At 55.2% G+C, this 15,967-nt stretch carries 17 protein-coding genes and 2 pseudogenes; 12 read left to right on the forward strand and 7 right to left on the reverse strand.

Features of this window, described 5'->3' with window-relative positions:
* Positions 1-15: 15 nt before the first annotated feature.
* Both F591_RS0122050 and F591_RS0122055 read left to right on the forward strand, forming a co-directional pair.
* Entirely contained in the window at positions 16-669 is a 654-nt protein-coding gene (locus F591_RS0122050) for a YigZ family protein (protein WP_019536780.1), read from the forward strand.
* Positions 670-777: 108 nt separating this feature from the next.
* Complete coding sequence (locus F591_RS0122055; RefSeq protein WP_026326815.1) at positions 778-1,377, forward strand: TetR/AcrR family transcriptional regulator; 600 nt, start codon at positions 778-780, stop codon at positions 1,375-1,377.
* A gap of 75 nt (positions 1,378-1,452) precedes the next feature.
* Here F591_RS0122055 and F591_RS0122060 read toward each other — a convergent pair whose 3' ends face one another.
* The gene (locus tag F591_RS0122060) at positions 1,453-1,854 is read right to left on the reverse strand and encodes a secondary thiamine-phosphate synthase enzyme YjbQ (protein WP_019536782.1); all 402 of its coding nucleotides are present in this window, start codon (positions 1,852-1,854) and stop codon (positions 1,453-1,455) included.
* Between the two features lie 311 nt (positions 1,855-2,165).
* On the opposite strand from F591_RS0122060, the gene F591_RS0122065 reads away from it, so the two are divergent.
* A complete protein-coding gene (locus F591_RS0122065) occupies positions 2,166-2,390 on the forward strand; it encodes a DUF1128 domain-containing protein (protein WP_019536783.1) in 225 nt (74 codons plus the stop codon).
* A 218-nt stretch (positions 2,391-2,608) separates the two neighbouring features.
* On the forward strand, positions 2,609-2,917 hold the full coding sequence (locus tag F591_RS0122070) for a hypothetical protein (RefSeq protein WP_019536784.1): 309 nt from the start codon (positions 2,609-2,611) through the stop codon (positions 2,915-2,917).
* A gap of 136 nt (positions 2,918-3,053) precedes the next feature.
* On the opposite strand, the pseudogene F591_RS30760 reads toward F591_RS0122070, so the two are convergent.
* Together F591_RS30760 and F591_RS0122075 are read right to left on the reverse strand one after the other, a co-directional pair.
* A pseudogene (locus F591_RS30760) lies at positions 3,054-3,188 on the reverse strand (IS66 family transposase); the annotation flags it as partial.
* A 141-nt stretch (positions 3,189-3,329) separates the two neighbouring features.
* A complete protein-coding gene (locus F591_RS0122075) occupies positions 3,330-3,872 on the reverse strand; it encodes a GNAT family N-acetyltransferase (RefSeq protein WP_019536785.1) in 543 nt (180 codons plus the stop codon).
* 252 nt (positions 3,873-4,124) lie between these two features.
* Here F591_RS0122075 and F591_RS0122080 point away from each other — a divergent pair, with 252 nt between their 5' ends.
* From F591_RS0122080 to F591_RS0122090, 3 genes are all read left to right on the forward strand, one after another.
* The gene (locus F591_RS0122080) at positions 4,125-4,829 is read left to right on the forward strand and encodes a futalosine hydrolase (protein WP_019536786.1); all 705 of its coding nucleotides are present in this window, start codon (positions 4,125-4,127) and stop codon (positions 4,827-4,829) included.
* A complete protein-coding gene (locus F591_RS0122085) occupies positions 4,826-5,668 on the forward strand; it encodes a 1,4-dihydroxy-6-naphtoate synthase (RefSeq protein ID WP_019536787.1) in 843 nt (280 codons plus the stop codon). Before F591_RS0122080 ends, F591_RS0122085 begins: the two co-directional genes overlap by 4 nt.
* A gap of 438 nt (positions 5,669-6,106) precedes the next feature.
* Positions 6,107-6,589 (forward strand): GrpB family protein, encoded by a 483-nt coding sequence (locus tag F591_RS0122090; protein ID WP_019536788.1) that lies wholly within the window; start codon positions 6,107-6,109, stop codon positions 6,587-6,589.
* Between the two features lie 6 nt (positions 6,590-6,595).
* On the opposite strand, the gene F591_RS0122095 is transcribed toward F591_RS0122090, so the two are convergent.
* Both F591_RS0122095 and F591_RS0122100 read right to left on the reverse strand, forming a co-directional pair.
* Complete coding sequence (locus F591_RS0122095; RefSeq protein WP_019536789.1) at positions 6,596-7,150, reverse strand: hypothetical protein; 555 nt, start codon at positions 7,148-7,150, stop codon at positions 6,596-6,598.
* 215 nt (positions 7,151-7,365) lie between these two features.
* Entirely contained in the window at positions 7,366-8,073 is a 708-nt protein-coding gene (locus F591_RS0122100; protein ID WP_019536790.1) for a DNA alkylation repair protein, read from the reverse strand.
* 118 nt (positions 8,074-8,191) lie between these two features.
* Here F591_RS0122100 and F591_RS28760 point away from each other — a divergent pair.
* The 5 genes and pseudogenes from F591_RS28760 to F591_RS0122125 form a co-directional block, all read left to right on the forward strand.
* Positions 8,192-8,560 (forward strand): annotated as a pseudogene (locus F591_RS28760) (class I SAM-dependent methyltransferase); the annotation flags it as partial.
* A 338-nt stretch (positions 8,561-8,898) separates the two neighbouring features.
* Positions 8,899-9,927, forward strand: a complete 1,029-nt coding sequence (locus F591_RS0122110) for a siderophore ABC transporter substrate-binding protein (RefSeq protein ID WP_019536792.1) — start codon at positions 8,899-8,901, stop codon at positions 9,925-9,927.
* 19 nt (positions 9,928-9,946) lie between these two features.
* Complete coding sequence (locus tag F591_RS0122115; protein WP_026326816.1) at positions 9,947-10,963, forward strand: ABC transporter permease; 1,017 nt, start codon at positions 9,947-9,949, stop codon at positions 10,961-10,963.
* Positions 10,960-12,018 (forward strand): iron chelate uptake ABC transporter family permease subunit, encoded by a 1,059-nt coding sequence (locus F591_RS0122120; RefSeq protein WP_019536794.1) that lies wholly within the window; start codon positions 10,960-10,962, stop codon positions 12,016-12,018. The genes F591_RS0122115 and F591_RS0122120 overlap by 4 nt, the downstream gene beginning before the upstream one ends.
* On the forward strand, positions 12,015-12,767 hold the full coding sequence (locus F591_RS0122125) for an iron ABC transporter ATP-binding protein (RefSeq protein ID WP_019536795.1): 753 nt from the start codon (positions 12,015-12,017) through the stop codon (positions 12,765-12,767). Before F591_RS0122120 ends, F591_RS0122125 begins: the two co-directional genes overlap by 4 nt.
* Before the next feature lie 453 nt (positions 12,768-13,220).
* Here the strand turns inward: F591_RS0122125 and F591_RS0122130 are convergent, their stop codons facing one another.
* The gene (locus F591_RS0122130) at positions 13,221-13,730 is read right to left on the reverse strand and encodes an AAA family ATPase (protein ID WP_019536796.1); all 510 of its coding nucleotides are present in this window, start codon (positions 13,728-13,730) and stop codon (positions 13,221-13,223) included.
* Between the two features lie 13 nt (positions 13,731-13,743).
* The gene (rlmD, locus tag F591_RS0122135) at positions 13,744-15,570 is read right to left on the reverse strand and encodes a 23S rRNA (uracil(1939)-C(5))-methyltransferase RlmD (RefSeq protein ID WP_019536797.1); all 1,827 of its coding nucleotides are present in this window, start codon (positions 15,568-15,570) and stop codon (positions 13,744-13,746) included.
* Positions 15,571-15,967: the final 397 nt, after the last annotated feature.

Genomic DNA, 15,967 nt, shown 5'->3' on the forward strand with positions numbered 1-15,967 from the left:
AGGCTGCAGACATCGATGTTAGCACAATATAAGACGGTGAGGCGGCACGGTATTCAGGAAATCGTCATCAAAAAATCGCGCTTTATCGGGCAGGCTCTCCCGGTGTCCACGGAGCAGGAAGCAGTGGAATTCATTGAACGCATCAAGAAGGAGCATTGGTCGGCAACGCACAACTGCTCCGCTTATATGATCGGGGAGCGGGACGAGATTCAGAAGGCATCGGACGACGGGGAGCCAAGCGGCACGGCCGGCAGGCCGATCCTCGAGGTGATCAAAAACCAGGGACTCAAAAATGTCGTCGTAGTCGTCACCCGCTATTTTGGAGGCATTATGCTTGGGGCCGGCGGTCTGATTCGCGCCTATACTGACGGTGCGGTAGCCGGGCTGAGCGCCGCCGAGCCTGTGTACAAGGTGCTGCACCGAGAGGTGAAGCTCACCGTCGATTACACGTGGCACGGCAAAGTGGAGAATGAGCTGAGAAACCGCGGCATGCTGACAGAGGGGACGGATTTTACCGACCGGGTGACGGTGCGCTGCCTGCCGCTCGCCGAGGAGGCGGAGCGATTCATCGCCTGGATGACCGATGTCACGCAGGGACAAGCAACGATCGAGCCGGGAGAAGTCCGTTATATCGAGCATGACGAGCTTCCGGGCACGCCGGAACGATAGGAAGCCCGGCGCACTTTCAATCCGTTATAACAGCGTTTGGCGCAGGCTGCAAGCGATGCGGCTTTGCGCCAGACAGGTCTTACATTTCATCATGGGGAGTGGAATGCGTTGGCAAGAAAAGCAGTCGCACAGGAGCTGAGTCGAGAGCGAATATTGGAGGAGGCGCGGCAGCTCTTCGCCGAACATGGCTACCACGCTTTAACGATGCGCAGCATCGCCAAGTCGATGGGCTATAGTCATGGGGCGCTTTATTATCATTTCAAGGAAAAAGCCGAGCTCTTCCACGCGCTGGTTGCCGATGATTTTAAGATGCTGCTGAGCCAGCTTCGGGAGATGCTCAGCAGGTCGAGACTGGGCGAAGTCGGTCAGCTGGAGAAGCTGATGCTGGAATTTATCCGCTTCGGTCTGGAGCATCCGAATCATTATGAGATGATGTTCATGATCAAAGATCCCGAGCTTAGCCGCTACTCACGGACGGAACAAGCCCAGTGTATGGACTTGTTCGCGACCGTAGTCCGTCCGCTCATCGCCCGCCATCCCGAAAGCGACAAGAAGCTCTACAGCCTTCCCTGGAGCCTGTTCATGTCGCTTCACGGATTCATTTCGTACAACATTCAGAACAACCAATCGTTCAACGACGTAAAAAAATTAGCCGAGTGGCATGTCCGTTACCTTTGTTCTAGCCTGGAGGGAATTAGTGCATCTTGATGCTTTACTACGATAACGCTTTGAAGCTTGTCCGCTTGTCCGCTTTATATGCCCGGCGAGGCCGGTTACCTGCCATCAGCCTTTGATCAGCTTGATCCAAAAGGTGCGATGCCGCGGACCGTCGAATTCGCAAAAATAAATGCCCTGCCACCGGCCGAGCATGAGCCTGCCCCCGTCGATCAGCACCATTTGCGACGTGCCGACGGTCATCGCCTTCAGGTGAGCGGCCGTATTGCCTTCCGCATGGCGGTATTGCGGATGCTCCCACGGGTACACTTCATCGAGCCGCAGCAGCACGTCGTGGCGCACGTCCGGATCGGCATTTTCGTTGATGGCGATGCCGGCCGTCGTATGCGGGCAATAGACGATCGCGATGCCCTCCTCGATATGCTCACGCCGCACCAGCTCTGTCGCATAGTCGGTTATGTCGATCATTTCGTCCCGGCGGCGCGTCTGCAAATGAAACGTATGGATCAATGTTCTGCCCCTTTCTTTTTAGAGGATGGGTCGCCTATGACGAACAATTTCTTCATCATCGGTTGTCCCCTGCGGTATTGAAATTTTGTCGGCGGATTACCGCCAAATTTTCAAGATGGACGCCTATGACGAACGATTCCCATCGTTATCGGTCGTCACCTTCGGTGTTGAAAATTCGCCGATAAGCTTCGTCGAATTTTCAAGATAGCACATATTTGGATACGCAAGCTCATTATATTATAAAGAGCATGTTCGCGCCAAACATGATACAATAGGGCAAGCTGAACTTTGGGCCGAGAGGAGGGGCAACTGTGGATTTGACGCGCAATACGCTCGAGAATACCGAATTTATGATCGAAGAGATTAAAAAGAAGCTGCGCATGGCCAGCGGCGCCGCATTGAAGGCTTCCGCGCTGACCGACGGACAGTATGAGGATTTGCACGATATTTATGTCATGGTAGCGGGCAAGCAGCAATTCAGCATCAGCGAGATCGAAGCGATCACGACGGAGCTTGGCCGGCTACGCAAGGGCTGATTGCGGCCCTGGGCAACGCTTCGCAGGATAGACGTCAATGACGAGCGATTCCTTCGTCATCGGTCGTCCCCCGCGGTATTGAAAATTTCGCTTTTCAAGATAGGAACACAACTTCCGCAGGTCACGGACAGCTGTACAGTCGGATTGTCCGATGCAGCCGTACAATATAGCGTTCCACCTATTCTTGGGTTTCCCCCATGTAATGGAGGTGTACGCTCATGGCTGCGAAGATCCGCAAACAAGATGTTCAAAAGCTGGTCGGCAAAGAAATCTACGCGATGCGGAAGGACGGTTCCGTCGTTCACGGCAAGCTTGTGCGCATCAGCGGCAACACGCTGATCGTTTCCCCGAAGGGGAAAAAGGTCCGCACTTCGGCGGTGCTCCCGCTCGTGCTGTTCGATCTGCTGGCCATCGGCACGTCGCCGTTCGCTTTCGGCGGTCCTTTTGGCTTCGGGGGGTTCCCCGGCGCGGGCTTTGGCCCGTTCGGAGGCTTTGGCGGTTTCGGCCCATTCGGAGGCTTCTGGTAAGCCGGTTGTAGCGGCGGAATACCCGAACCCGGGCAGATCAAGGTCTGTCCGGGTGATTTTTTTTCAGTTACGTTCGTTATGATCGTCTTGCCGGCAATTCTCCAATTTCTTGCAACAATCGGATCACATATAAAAAGGAGATCAAACCGCGAATACGGCACAAGGTCCTAGCTCCCTGCTTACTGCGGAAGGTACCGGCGATCTTTTGCTGGACTTTCATCATCCTTACGTCTCGCTCTGCCTGGTTATTGTCAAAGGGAAGATGACATTCGCATAACAATGAAAGCGCCTCTCGTAACGCGCGACCCAATTTGCGATCCCCTAGGGTTGAAAGGGCGTGGTGGCACCTGAATAGTTAACGTTTAGGAAATGACGCGAAGCCAATTTCTGGCGATCAGGCAGCTCCCCCGCCTCACCCGCTCCAATCCTCGGCCAGCATGCTGTACATGGCCAGATCGATGTACCGGTCATGCAGGCGCATCGCTTGGCGGGCCGTCCCCTCGTAAACGAAGCCGAGACGCTCGGGAATGGCGCGGCTTTTGATGTTCTCCGTTCCGGCCATAATCTCCACGCGGTTCATCTCCAGAGCGGAGAAGGCGTAGCCAGTGAACGCCCGGCATACCCGGGTCATGATGCCCCGTCCCTGCATGTTCTCAGCCAGCCAATAGCCGATGGCCGTCCGCTTGTTCGCATGATTCATGGCGTGATAATCGATGACTCCACACAGCTTCCCCTCGTACAAAATACCGACGGTCATGCCCTCGTTATGGGCCAGTTTGCGGCGCGCTTCCTCAATAAAATGCCGCGTATCGTCCGGGGTCCGGGTTCCGTCGATCCACGGCATCCATTGCCGCAAGTAGTCGCGGTTTTGGTCCGTTAACCGGAACAGGGGCTCGGCATCCCGATGCTCCAGCAGCTTCAGCCGAATTTCGTCGTCCACGCGGTGGTAGAACATGTCTGGCGGCTCCTCTCTGCATTTCCTAAATTTTTACTGAACTATACACGGATTTCCGCAGGGCGTCAAGACATCGCAGGGAATTTGAGTCTATCGGAGGAGCGCAGTTTCTATCGCATCGCCAGGCATATCGAGCTTTTCGACTCAGGCGGCCCCGCCCCGCCGCGCCTCCCGGCGACTTCTGTGATACAATAGAAGATATAGCTTACGAGATATCACCATATCACCGTTTGCCTAGAGGAGATTGGATATATGGATGCAGCTGACCTGACGCGCGGCGCGAGCGGCGCGTCTCCGTTAACCGGCCCCGGGGCGGGCCGCATCTTGATCGTCACCGCCGTCGCGGCCGAGCGGGACGCCGTCTTGCGGGGGCTGCGCGGCTCGGCCGCCTTCGAGGTCGTCGCCGGCGGCGCCGGGCCGGCGGCCGCAGCCGCCGCGGCGGCGCGGGCCTTGGCCTGCGGCGGGTACCGCCTGGCCGTCAGCGCCGGCATCGCCGGCGGCTTTGCCGAGCGCGCGGCCATCGGCTCCGTCGTCGTAGCGAGTGAGATCGTCGCCGCCGATCTGGGTGCGGAGACGCCGGAAGGCTTCCGCACCTTGGACGAGCTCGGCTTCGGCACGAGCCGCTGCGGGACGGCTGCGCCGCTTGCCGGCCGCATCGCCGCCGCGCTGCGCGCCGCCGGGCTGCCGACGGTTGTCGGCCCTGTGCTCACGGTATCGACCGTGACAGGGACGGCGGCCACGGCTGCGGAGCTGGCGAGGCGAGTGCCCGGAGCAGCCGCGGAGGCGATGGAGGGCTTCGGCGTCGCGGCGGCGGCCGTAGCCAGCGGCGTGCCCGTCCTGGAAATCCGCACTGTCTCGAATGCGGTCGGCCCGCGCGACAAAGCGGCCTGGCGCATGAAGGAAGCGCTGGAGGCGCTGGAGGCGGCCAGTTCGGTATTATTGGAGGTATGCTTATGAAAATCGCTTTTTCGCCTTGTCCCAACGACACGTTCGTCTTTCATGCCTTGGTCCACGGGCTCGTCCCCGGAGCCCCTTCGTTCGAGGTCACTTACGCGGATATCGATATTACGAACCGTCTGGCTGCGGAGGGCAGCGGGCCGGAGGTGCTCAAAATATCGTATGCGGCGCTGCCATGGGTGCTGAACGACTATGCGCTGCTGCCATGCGGCGGAGCGCTCGGCAGAGGATGCGGGCCGCTCGTCTTGACCCGGGGCGGCGCGAGCGGCTCGGAAGATGCCGCCGCCGCACTGTCCGGCCGCCGGGTGGCGGTGCCTAGCGACCGCTCGACCGCCTATTTGCTGTTCCGCCTGTGGGCGGCGAAGCATGTGCCGGGCGGCGTCGGCGAGATCGTCGTCATGCCGTTTCACGAGATCATGCCGGCGGTGCAGAGCGGAAAGATCGATGCCGGGCTGGTCATCCATGAGGCGCGCTTCACGTATCCGTCGTACGGGTTGTCGCTCCTTGTGGACCTCGGCAGCTGGTGGGAAGCCGATACCGGCCTGCCGATTCCGCTCGGCGCGATCATCGCCCGCCGGTCGCTGGACCGGGACGCACTGGCCGGCTGGATTCGAGCTTCCGTAGAATATGCCTGGGCACACCCGGAAGCATCGCGGGACTACGTGCTGAGCCATGCCCAGGAGATGGACCCCGCCGTTGCCCAGGCGCATATCGACCTGTACGTGAACGAGTTTACAGCGAATTTGGGCGAGGACGGCTATGCGGCCGTCGCCGGGCTGCTCGGCCGGGCAGCGAAGGAAGGCCTGGTGCCGCAGTTCGATCTCGCAGCCCTGCGGTAGCTGACAGAAGAACGGAAAGAACGGCTCCCTGCCCATGTGCTTGCGGACATAGGGCAGGGGCTTTTTTGTTGGACAGATCTATATTTTGGGATCATTCGGATGGATTCGGCGATCTTGATAAGCTCTTCCCGGGACACGTCCCTGGCCGTCAGGCTGGGCAAGACGCCGCCGGCTTCCCAATCCAGCGTATGCTCGCCGCTTAATACGGCGTCGGCATCGCGGACGATCAGCGTGTTCACGTCGGACGGCGGCGATACCGTAAGGGACCCCGTCCGGCAGCGCGGTAACCATCTTTACAGTAGCAGGCTGTTGGACAGGGGACTGCTCCGATTGCGTGGCAGCCGAGAGTGAAGTCGGACAGGAACAGCTTGGGAGAACGCAAACGCAAAAATGATATAATGAACCACTAGCATTGGAGAACATGGAGGCTGATTACATTTGAGAAAAACTGTCGTTGCTCCCTGGACGGAACATTGGCTTGAGCGGTACCGCGAGGAAGAGGCGCTGCTGAAAGCTGTTTTCCCGAAGGAGGAGCGGGTGGACATTCATCATATCGGCAGCACTTCTGTTTCGCACATCGGTTACGCCAAGCCGATTATCGATATGTTGGTCGTCGTCAAGAGCATTGCCAAGGTGGACGAGTATAATGAGGCGATGATGCGTCTGGGTTACGAGCCGCGAGGGGAACAGGGCATTGCCGGTCGGCGTTATTTTGCCAAAGGTGGGGATCAGAGGACTCACCACGTGCATATCTACGATCCCGAGGAAGCGAAAGCGTACGGCGAATTGAAGCTGCGGCTGGCCAAGCAGTTTCCGGATCAGGTGCATGAGTATCAGGAAGGGAAAGCTTCCTTTTGCCGCGAGATATTGAGGAAGGCGATGAGCTGGGCGTCCGGCAATGCAGACGCCTCTCATCGCTAACTGCCTTTAGGCGTGCTCGTACAATCGGTACATGGTCAACCCGTCGCCCATAGCTCTGGCCAATTCATAAGCTTCCTTCACGCTCTTGCCGTGCCGGATCGTCTCGTAGAAGAACCGCAGGACGAACATCAGCGCGTCGTCGCCGTCCGGATAATCGTCCGGTCCGATGTAGACGCGGCAGCCGCCATGCAGGAAAGCTTCGGCGAGCTCGGGGGCTCCTAGCGAGCAGCCGTTGCCGATGACGATTTTGCCGTCCAGCTTGGCAAATCGTCGAATCTCGTTCGGGCCGAAATTGCCCTTCGGCTCATTCTCCTCATACACGTCTTCGCCCAATTCCGGCATGAGGAATTCCCCTTCGTCTCCGTGAAAATCAAGCACGATCATATCTGTGCCGGGATATAAGTCCTCGCCGGATAATATGTCGATAAAGTCGTTGGGCCGGCCGATCCAATAAGTGATTACGCGGGCCCCGAGACATTCTAGCGCAGAACGCACGGCTTGCGTCTCTAACCCACAGTCGGGTCCGCAGACCAAGGCGACGTTCATTACGGGCTTGCTCATAATTGTTCCTGACCTCCGAAATCGTGTTGAATGGTCGCTTGAGTAAATCAATGGACCTTTTGATAATATATAACAGGTCTAAGATAAAGTAAATATCTCGTAACGAGCTAGCAGACGGGAGCAAGGAACCGTTCGCCCTGCAGGAAGCGGGGAGCGCCGAAGAGCTGACATCCCCGTCACCCGATCGCGTAAAGGCTGATGCAGCCCATGACAGCCTAACACCTTACATGCTTGCGCTTGAAACCGAGCTGCCCTTTGTTTACGGCCTTCTGGATATTTTCGGAGGCATGCAAGAGCTTGCTCTTGCCCTTATCCCGCTTGACTTCGACCGGTCCTACCGCCTTAGCGGTCTCGACCGCCTGATCATGGAGCGGCAAATAAGATACAGCCACCGTGTACATAAACTGGTTCATCGCATATTTCGCTCGTGCGGGAGCATCGTGAATCGTGCGCTTCACCAGATCGAGCATGCCGGCCAGTTTGTTTGCGGGGAATTCACCGTCCGGCCGACTCCCGAGCAGCCAGCAGTAACAGCTCCAGCCTGCCGACATTTTCAACTCTTCGCCGCTTGCAATCCATTTATCGGCCACCTTCTGGGCAATATTCGATTCCGCCAAGGTGACGGCAACGACAAAATCGGACAGCATGTAAAAATAAGCCGCATCCATCCAACGGTCATAATCGGCTTCCGTCATCGCATGAGGGTCGGCAATAATGCCGGCAAAGTACATAGCGTCGTAGTTCCCTGGCGCGTACAGCTGCTCGGCCAGAGGTTGATTGATTTTTATTTTCTTGACAAGAGGCTTCATCTCGCCTGTCGCCACGCCAAACAGCGGTTCGCGCGCGCCGTTGGCCATGTACATCTTCTTGAGCCGTTCTTTGCCGAGAGCCTCGAGCTCCTGCATCACCATTTCCAAATTCATTGTCGAACGCTCCCTTCTCCAGCAGATTTCGCGGCGGGATAAATCGTTCAATTGCCCGCGGCACTTATTTTATCTTGGTTCAACTGGCGGTTGAGTATTATAAAAAATCAAAAATGAAGTTATTGTTCATTCCGCGGACATTTTGGATTTTCGTTTGGACACTCATTATGACATCATTTTTTCCAGCGGCGTGCTGCACTACATCAAGCCGGAATATCGCAAAGAAATATTCGATAATTATAAGCAATTTACCAATGAAAACGGCATACATGTCTTCAATGTGTTCGTCAATAAGCCGTTTATTGCGCCGCCGCCCGAAAAAGAGCCCAACGCCTTCAAATGGTACTCTGGCGAGCTGCTCGCCTATTATCATGACTGGCTCATTAAGGAGAGTTCGGAAGTGGTTTTCGACTGCAATTCTTCAGGGATTCCTCACCAACATGCCATGACGACCATGATTGCCCAAAAAGTAAGCACGTTAGACTAAACTTGCTGCACGATCTGAAGTCACAAAAAAGAGGGGTTCGCCGCCCCTCTTTGCCGTTGTCGTATAACGATTACAGAAAAAGGAGCTCAAATGTTACCTTAAATGCTCTCCAAACCGTGATGACAGACGACCAACATTTGTTGGAGTTTGTATATTGATATTTATGGGGCGATTTGCTAAAATCATATACCGTAAGTGGTAATGATATTCATTATCAGTCTGGGGGCTCGTTATGAAAGAAGGGGATTCATGCATCCTGTCATCAGCTGAAAATGTTTATTCTGTAACCCATGTTGTTGCGCAATATTAAAATGTACAAAGAAGGAGAAAGAGACAAGATGAAAAAAATGACTTTCACGCTCATGATGGCCATCCTGGTAATGGTATTAGCAGCATGCGGGGCAAGTACCAATAACGCCAATTCGAACGCGGGCACGGCCTCCAATACGCCTGGCGATACGGCAGAACCTGCGAAGCCGGCGACCGTGGAAATCACGGATAGTCATGGCACGGTTACGGTTCCGATCAATCCGAAGAATGTCGTTGCACTAGATAACAGAACCTTCGAAACGCTCGCGGAATGGGGGATTAAGCTCGCTGCCGCGCCGAAAAAGGTAATGCCTGCTGATTCCATCTATGTTGCCGACGATTCCGTACAAGATATCGGCAACCACGGCGAGCCTAAGCTTGAAGTCATCGCTGCTGTCAACCCGGATCTTGTTATTGTTGGTCAACGCTTCGCCAAGTATTATGAAGATATTAAAAAGCTTGTTCCGAATGCAGCGGTCATTGATCTCAATTTTGATGTATCCGCGAGCGACGGCACTGCAGGCGACCAATTAGTTAACGGCTTCAAAGATGTAACGACGAAGCTTGGACAAATCTTCGACAAAAATGAAGAGGCCAAAAAATTGAACGAACGATTCGATCAATCGATTGCCGCCGCCAAAGCCGCATACAACGGAACAGATACGGTAATGAGCGTCATTGTTTCGGGGGGGAACATCGGCTACTCCGCTCCGCATAATGGCCGCGTCTGGGGGCCGCTGTACGATATCTTCGGTTGGACTCCTTCGCTGAAAGTCGAGAAAACTACTACCGACCATCAAGGCGATGAAATATCTGTAGAAGCGATTGCGCAAAGCAATCCCGATTGGTTGCTCGTTCTGGACCGCGATGCCGCCATTTCAAGTACGGAGAAGAAAACGCCGGCCCAAGATGTCATTGGCAATTCTCCTGCACTGCAAAATACGACAGCCGTAACGAAAGGCCAGATTGTATACGCTCCTGCGGACACATACACGAATGAATCGATTCAAACCTTCATCGAGATCTTCGAAGAGATTGCCAAGGCCTTGAAGAAGTAAAATAAAGGAGTACAATATGGTGTCCAAAAGTGCTATCGCTGAGGTTGAGAGTCCTTCTCAACCTCAATTTTCTAAACATCAGAAGATATGGACGATTCCATTTATACTCGCTATACTTAGCGTTGTTATTCTCGGTATAATCTCTCTGTTCACGGGCGTATATGACATCCGGGGGCAAGATGATGGTTGGAACATGTTCTTTATCACCCGTGTTCCCAGAACCGTAGCCTTAATGCTTACTGGCGCCGCTATGGCTATGACAGGCCTGATCATGCAGCTGATGTCCCAAAATAAAATGGTGGAGCCGACGACCATCGGCACAACAGAGTGGGCGGGCTTGGGGCTGCTTGCGGTGTACCTGCTGTTTCCCGGACCCACTTTAGTGTTGCGTATGACCGGCGCCATCCTGTTTTCCTTCGCAGGGACGATGATCTTCTTTTTCTTCTTGCGGAGGGTTAAGCTTCGCTCGTCTCTCATCGTTCCCATCATAGGGCTCATGCTTGGGGCGGTAATCTCGGCCTTTTCCACATTTACGGCTCTTTTCTTTAACATGTCTCAAGTTGTTGAAAGCTGGTTTTTCGGTTCTTTCGCGGCTGTTCAAATCGGAAGATATGAATATTTGTGGATTATCGTCATTGTCACTATCCTTATTTTTATGTATGCCAATCGCCTGACACTAGCGGGGCTGGGGGAAGATATAGCTACGACCTTAGGCGTCAATTACAACCGGCTTAATCTGCTCGCTAACGCACTGGTTGCCGTAGCCGTCGGCGTTGTAGCGGCAGTCATCGGTAACATCCCTTTCCTGGGATTAATTGTCCCTAACATCGTATCCATGCTTCGCGGAGATGATCTTAGAAGCAATCTTCCTTGGGTATGTGTGATGGGGATGGGGACGATCACGCTATGTGATATCCTCTCTCGAGTCATTATTATGCCTTTTGAAGTGCCGGTTTCATTAATCCTTGGAACAATAGGGGCAGTCGTCTTCATCCTCATTTTGCTAAGACAACGAAAAAGCAGGAGGCTGCGATGAGCGCATTAGATTCTCAACTTCATACCAATGGTGACTTCCATGCACGCCTTCGCACTCGAGCTACCCGTGCTTTCCGTTCCAGGAAAGAGGAGAAACGCTATTGGCTTTTATTATCTGCACTCCTCGGTCTGGGGCTGCTCGCTTCTCTCGGATTGTTGCTTTATAACAATCCCGTTCCGGTCGATTCGCCTTCCTTCATCCCCGTTGTGGAGAGAAGGCTGGTGGCGATTATTGCCATGCTTATTGCTGCGTTATGTCACAGCTTCGCGACCGTCGCGTTTCATTCGGTAACGAATAACCGGATTATTACTCCATCTCTTCTTGGTTATGAAGCGCTTTATTCAGCGATACATACCAGCACGCTGTTCTTTTTCGGTGCTGGTGCGCTGGTCCGTTTTACTGGCATTGGATCTTTCGTCCTACAAGTCGCCTTGATGATCGTCATGAGCTTGATCTTGTATGGATGGCTGCTGTCAGGGAAATATGGGAATTTGCATCTGATGCTGCTCATCGGAATTATCATTGGAGCGGGTCTGAATTCCGTTTCGGGCTTTATGAGACGATTGCTTGCTCCCTCGGAGTTCGACCTGCTGCAATCCAGGCTGATCGGTTCCGTAACTAATGCCAATGCCGAGTATTTCCCGATCGCCATTCCGCTTGTCATCATCACTGTTCTATGCCTGTTCTTCTTCTCTAAGAAGTTAAATGTGCTGTCTCTCGGGAAAGATGTCGCAACTTCTTTTGGAGTGAAATACCAGGCAAGTATAATCTTTACCCTTGTCTTAATCGCGGTCTTGATGTCGGTTTCCACTTCATTGCTTGGCCCGCTTACCTTTTTTGGCTTTTTAGTTGCTATACTGAGCTACCAGGCAGCGCCAACGTATGATCACAGGTACGTCTTTCCGATGGCTTTCGCGGTCGGATTCAGTATCCTGACATCGGCGTACTTTCTGCTGTATCACGTCTTGCAAGCTCAAACCGTCGTATCAGTCGTGATCGAACTGTTCGGTGGAATCCTATTTCTTATTGTAATCTTAAGGAAGAGGTCGCTATGATAACTATTCGGAACGCTAGGAAATGGTACGGAGACGAGGTCAACATTGGCCCTTTGAATATCGAAATTCCGAAAGCGGGGATTACTTCATTAATTGGACCGAACGGCGCCGGAAAATCGACAACTCTCCTCATGATCGGCAGATTGTTAAACATGGATGAAGGTCAAATCTCGGTCGCCAATATGGACGTCACCACCTCGAAGTCCGATGATCTGGCGAAAATATTGACTATCCTGCGGCAAGAAAACCATTTTGTGACAAGACTTACCGTCAGGCAACTCGTTGGGTTTGGCAGATTTCCCTATTCCAAAGGGAGATTGACCCAGGAAGATGAAACGATCATTTCGAAGTATATCGATTTTCTTGAATTAACGGATCTCGAGCATCGGTTTCTGGACGAGCTTTCCGGCGGACAGAGACAACGAGCTTACGTGGCAATGGTGCTATGCCAAGAAACCGAGTATGTGCTTCTGGACGAACCCTTAAACAACCTTGATATTGCCCGGGCGGTACAGATGATGGAGCATCTGAGAAAAGCAGCGAACGATTTCGGCAGAACGATTCTTATGGTCATGCACGACATCAACTTCGCGGCCAAATATTCCGATCGCATCTGCGCGATGAAGGGCGGACAAATTGCCGCGTTCGGAGACGTCCAGGAGATTATGAAGCCGGACATTTTAACGGACATTTTCGAAACGAAAATCGATATTATCGAAGGCCCGTATGGCCCGATAGCGATATATTAGTGGAAAAAGCGAAAGCGTAAGGTGGCAGGTGCTGGCCCCCGCTTTCGCTTTTGTTTGCTTCGGCTGTTAAACTTTGCAGTATCCATCCGCCTTGTTCAAGCTGCCGACAACGCCGCGCAGTTGACCGGCGGAACGGGATGTCCCCGGCGAGCAGAAGCTGCTCTTGCGTCGCGGCCGCGGCATTTTTCGCCTTGCTAAAGGAAAAGCTCTATTTCTGTAGAAAAGAGATAACAGGCATTTTTGTAACATGCCGGACCAGGTTACATGAACTCGATCACTAAGAACATGCCGATCAATATTCAAGCGATTGTTTATAAAAAGAGGGGGGAAGCCCCCTCATACTATTTCTGACAATACATCTCCCGATTTAATTGTCCTTCCGTACCAACAGGGAACAGCACTCTACATGGCTTGTATGTCAGTTGCAAACACATTGATCTGGCACTGCACCAGCTAGTTGGAGTCTGGGAACTGCCGAATAATATATTCTGCAGCTTCTTCTGCTGTGATATTCGAGACATCCACTTTCGTTGTATTGAGTTTCTCGTACAGGGGAATGCGTTCCAGGCTTCTTTTCAGTACATCTTCCGTACGAATCCCTGCATGGATATCCTTGGCCAATCGTTCTCTCAACGCGTCTGGACTGCATATCAAAGAGATGAGATGCACCTTGCAACCTTGCGTATCCAGACGCGAGAGAATCTGGTCAATAATCTCTTGCTGATGCATGACCCAGCAAAACACAATATTTTCAATGACGGAACACTTGATAAAGTTGTTCAACAAGCAGCAAATATTTTGCAGGACCATCTCTTTGGTTTCTTCCGTCACTTGAAACGGATGCATATCCCAGCACCAGTCGCCATCAAGAAAAACGCTGTTGTTTAACTTTTTCTTCATCACCTGGCAAGTTGCCGTTTTTCCGACACCCATTGTACCGCCAATCAGAAAAAGACGATTCATATGAATGTTTCCTTTATGCTCCTTTTCTCGCCATCAAGATTACCGACTCCACATGGCTCGTCTGCGGGAACATATCCACCGGCTGAATCCATTCCAGCCGGTAGCCTTGTTCCAGCAGGCGACGGCAATCCTTCGCCAGCGTGGACGGGTTGCACGACACGTAGACGAGTCGTGCCGGTTTCGCCTCCGCGAGCGCGTCCAGCAGCTCGCGGCCGCAGCCGGTGCGCGGCGGGTCGACCACGACGATGTCGGGTCTCGCGCCGCCGCGCACCCACTCGGGCAGGAGCCGTTCCGCCTGCCCGACCTCAAAGCGAGCGTTCGTGATGCCGCTCGCACGGGCGTTGTCCCGGGCGTCTTCGACCGCCTCGGGGACGATCTCGATGCCGCGTACCTCACGGGCGAACGGGGCGAGCCACAGCCCGATCGTGCCCGTGCCGCAATAGGCATCGACAACGAGCTCGCGGCCGGTCAGCGCGGCCGCCTCCTTCACAACATCGTACAGCTTCACCGTCTGGACGGGGTTCAGCTGGAAGAAAGCCCGCGGCGACAAGGCGAAGCGCACATCGCCGAGCGTCTCGTTCAGCCGCTCGTCGCCCCAGAGGATGATCGTGCGCTCGCCAAAGACGAGCGGCGAGCGGCCGCTGTTGATATTTTGAGCGATCGTTGCCAGCTCGGGCAGGCGGGCGCGCAGCAGGCGGATGAGCCGATCCTTCTGCGGCAGCCGTTCGCCTGCCGTGACGAACGTCAGCTGCAGCTTCCCTTCCGCCCGGCCGATGCGGGCGACGACGGTGCGGATATCGCCTTGGCGCGTCCGCTCGTCGTAGATCGGCACATCCAGCTCGTGCAGCAGCCGCTTCACCTCATCCATGACCCGGTTCAGAGCCGGGTCGTGGATGGGACAGCCGCTGATATCGACGAGTCGGTGTGTGCCGGGCGAATATAGGCCGGCGAGCACCTTCGAGCCGGTCCGGCCGAGCTGCAGCTGCGCCTTGTTGCGGTAGCCCCACGGCTCGTCCATGCCGAGAATTGGCCGAATCGGCGCGTCTTCCAGGCCCGCATAGCGGCGGAACGCTTCCCGCACCAGCTCTTCCTTGGCAGCGAGCTGGGCAGGGTAGGCCATATGCTGCAGCTGGCAGCCGCCGCAGGAGGCGTACACTGGACAGGCGGGCTCTTGCCGATGCGGAGACGGCTTCTCGATCTCTGCGAGGCGGGCGTTAATATAGCCGGGCTCGGCCTTGATGACGTCCGCCTTCACGACCTCGTCCGGCAGCGCGCCGTCTACGAACACTGCCTTGCGCTTGAAGTAGCCGACGCCTTCGCCGTTAATGCCGATGCGCTTGATCGTCACGACGATGCGCTGGCCGGGCCGGACTTCGTCGGCTGCGGGCGAAGCGACGGCTGCGCGCAGGCCGTTCCCGCTGTCGCCGGGAGGCCGGGAACGCTTATCGCCGCTTCGGCGCTGGCCTGCCGGAGGCGTCGCGTTCCGGCCGTGCGGCTGCGCGCCGGGCTTGCCGGGCGGGACAGGCGGCCGTCCCGCGCGGCCGCTTCCCGGCTGAGCCTCCGGCGAAGGCGTCCCTGCGCCGCCGCGAAGCGCCTTGGCCGCGGCTGTAGCCGCCGCACCGTACCCGCGCTGCGGGCTGCGCTTCTCCGCCGCGGCACCGTTCGGCGCGCCGGGCTGCTTCGCGCCGTCGGCTGTTCGCCCCGGCCGCCGCCGCTCCTGAGCCTCCGCTGAAAGCCGGCCTGCATCGCTCCGGCGCTCTTTCGCTCCGGCAACGGCCGTCCCGCCGCGCTCGTACCCGTCTCCCTTGCCTGCGCCGAACGGCTGCGCACCAGGCTGCACGACACCTGGGGGTCCATGTCCATCCGAGCTTCGCTCACTCCGTACACGCTCTCGGCGAGCTGTATCGCGAACACTTCCCGTTTCGCCTTTTGCCGCGCCTTGCTTGTTCCTGTCATCCGTCATTTGTTGTCGCTCCGTTTCTATAGTTAGCCGCCGATGACGAGCGATTCCTTTCGTTATCGGTCGTCACCTTCGGTGTTGCAAAATTCGCCGGAGGGCTCCGTCCAATTTTTCAAGATAGCCCCCCCATGCCGCTGGCGCAGCACCATCAGATGGTGAAAATGGGCAGCGGGCCCGGGGCTATTTCCACGAGAGCCAGCAAATGTTGTATTTTGTACAACAAAAATGGGGGGATAACCCCTATTTGCGGCTCAATGTTGTAAAAAGTGCAACAATT

It is taken from the genome of Paenibacillus ginsengihumi DSM 21568, from assembly GCF_000380965.1.
In the GTDB taxonomy this organism is placed as follows: domain Bacteria; phylum Bacillota; class Bacilli; order Paenibacillales; family NBRC-103111; genus Paenibacillus_G; species Paenibacillus_G ginsengihumi.

Excerpts from the sequence above, each read along its gene's own strand:
- F591_RS0122080 (WP_019536786.1), top strand. The coding sequence starts at position 4,125 with ATGGATGCAGCTGACCTGACGCGCGGCGCGAGCGGCGCGTCTCCGTTA.
- F591_RS0122110 (WP_019536792.1), top strand. The coding sequence starts at position 8,899 with ATGAAAAAAATGACTTTCACGCTCATGATGGCCATCCTGGTAATGGTA.
- F591_RS0122100 (WP_019536790.1), bottom strand. The coding sequence starts at position 8,073 with ATGAATTTGGAAATGGTGATGCAGGAGCTCGAGGCTCTCGGCAAAGAA.
- F591_RS0122095 (WP_019536789.1), bottom strand. The coding sequence starts at position 7,150 with ATGAGCAAGCCCGTAATGAACGTCGCCTTGGTCTGCGGACCCGACTGT.
- F591_RS0122125 (WP_019536795.1), top strand. The coding sequence starts at position 12,015 with ATGATAACTATTCGGAACGCTAGGAAATGGTACGGAGACGAGGTCAAC.
- F591_RS0122120 (WP_019536794.1), top strand. The coding sequence starts at position 10,960 with ATGAGCGCATTAGATTCTCAACTTCATACCAATGGTGACTTCCATGCA.
- F591_RS0122075 (WP_019536785.1), bottom strand. The coding sequence starts at position 3,872 with ATGTTCTACCACCGCGTGGACGACGAAATTCGGCTGAAGCTGCTGGAG.
- F591_RS0122130 (WP_019536796.1), bottom strand. The coding sequence starts at position 13,730 with ATGAATCGTCTTTTTCTGATTGGCGGTACAATGGGTGTCGGAAAAACG.
- F591_RS0122050 (WP_019536780.1), top strand. The coding sequence starts at position 16 with ATGTTAGCACAATATAAGACGGTGAGGCGGCACGGTATTCAGGAAATC.
- F591_RS0122085 (WP_019536787.1), top strand. The coding sequence starts at position 4,826 with ATGAAAATCGCTTTTTCGCCTTGTCCCAACGACACGTTCGTCTTTCAT.
- F591_RS0122070 (WP_019536784.1), top strand. The coding sequence starts at position 2,609 with ATGGCTGCGAAGATCCGCAAACAAGATGTTCAAAAGCTGGTCGGCAAA.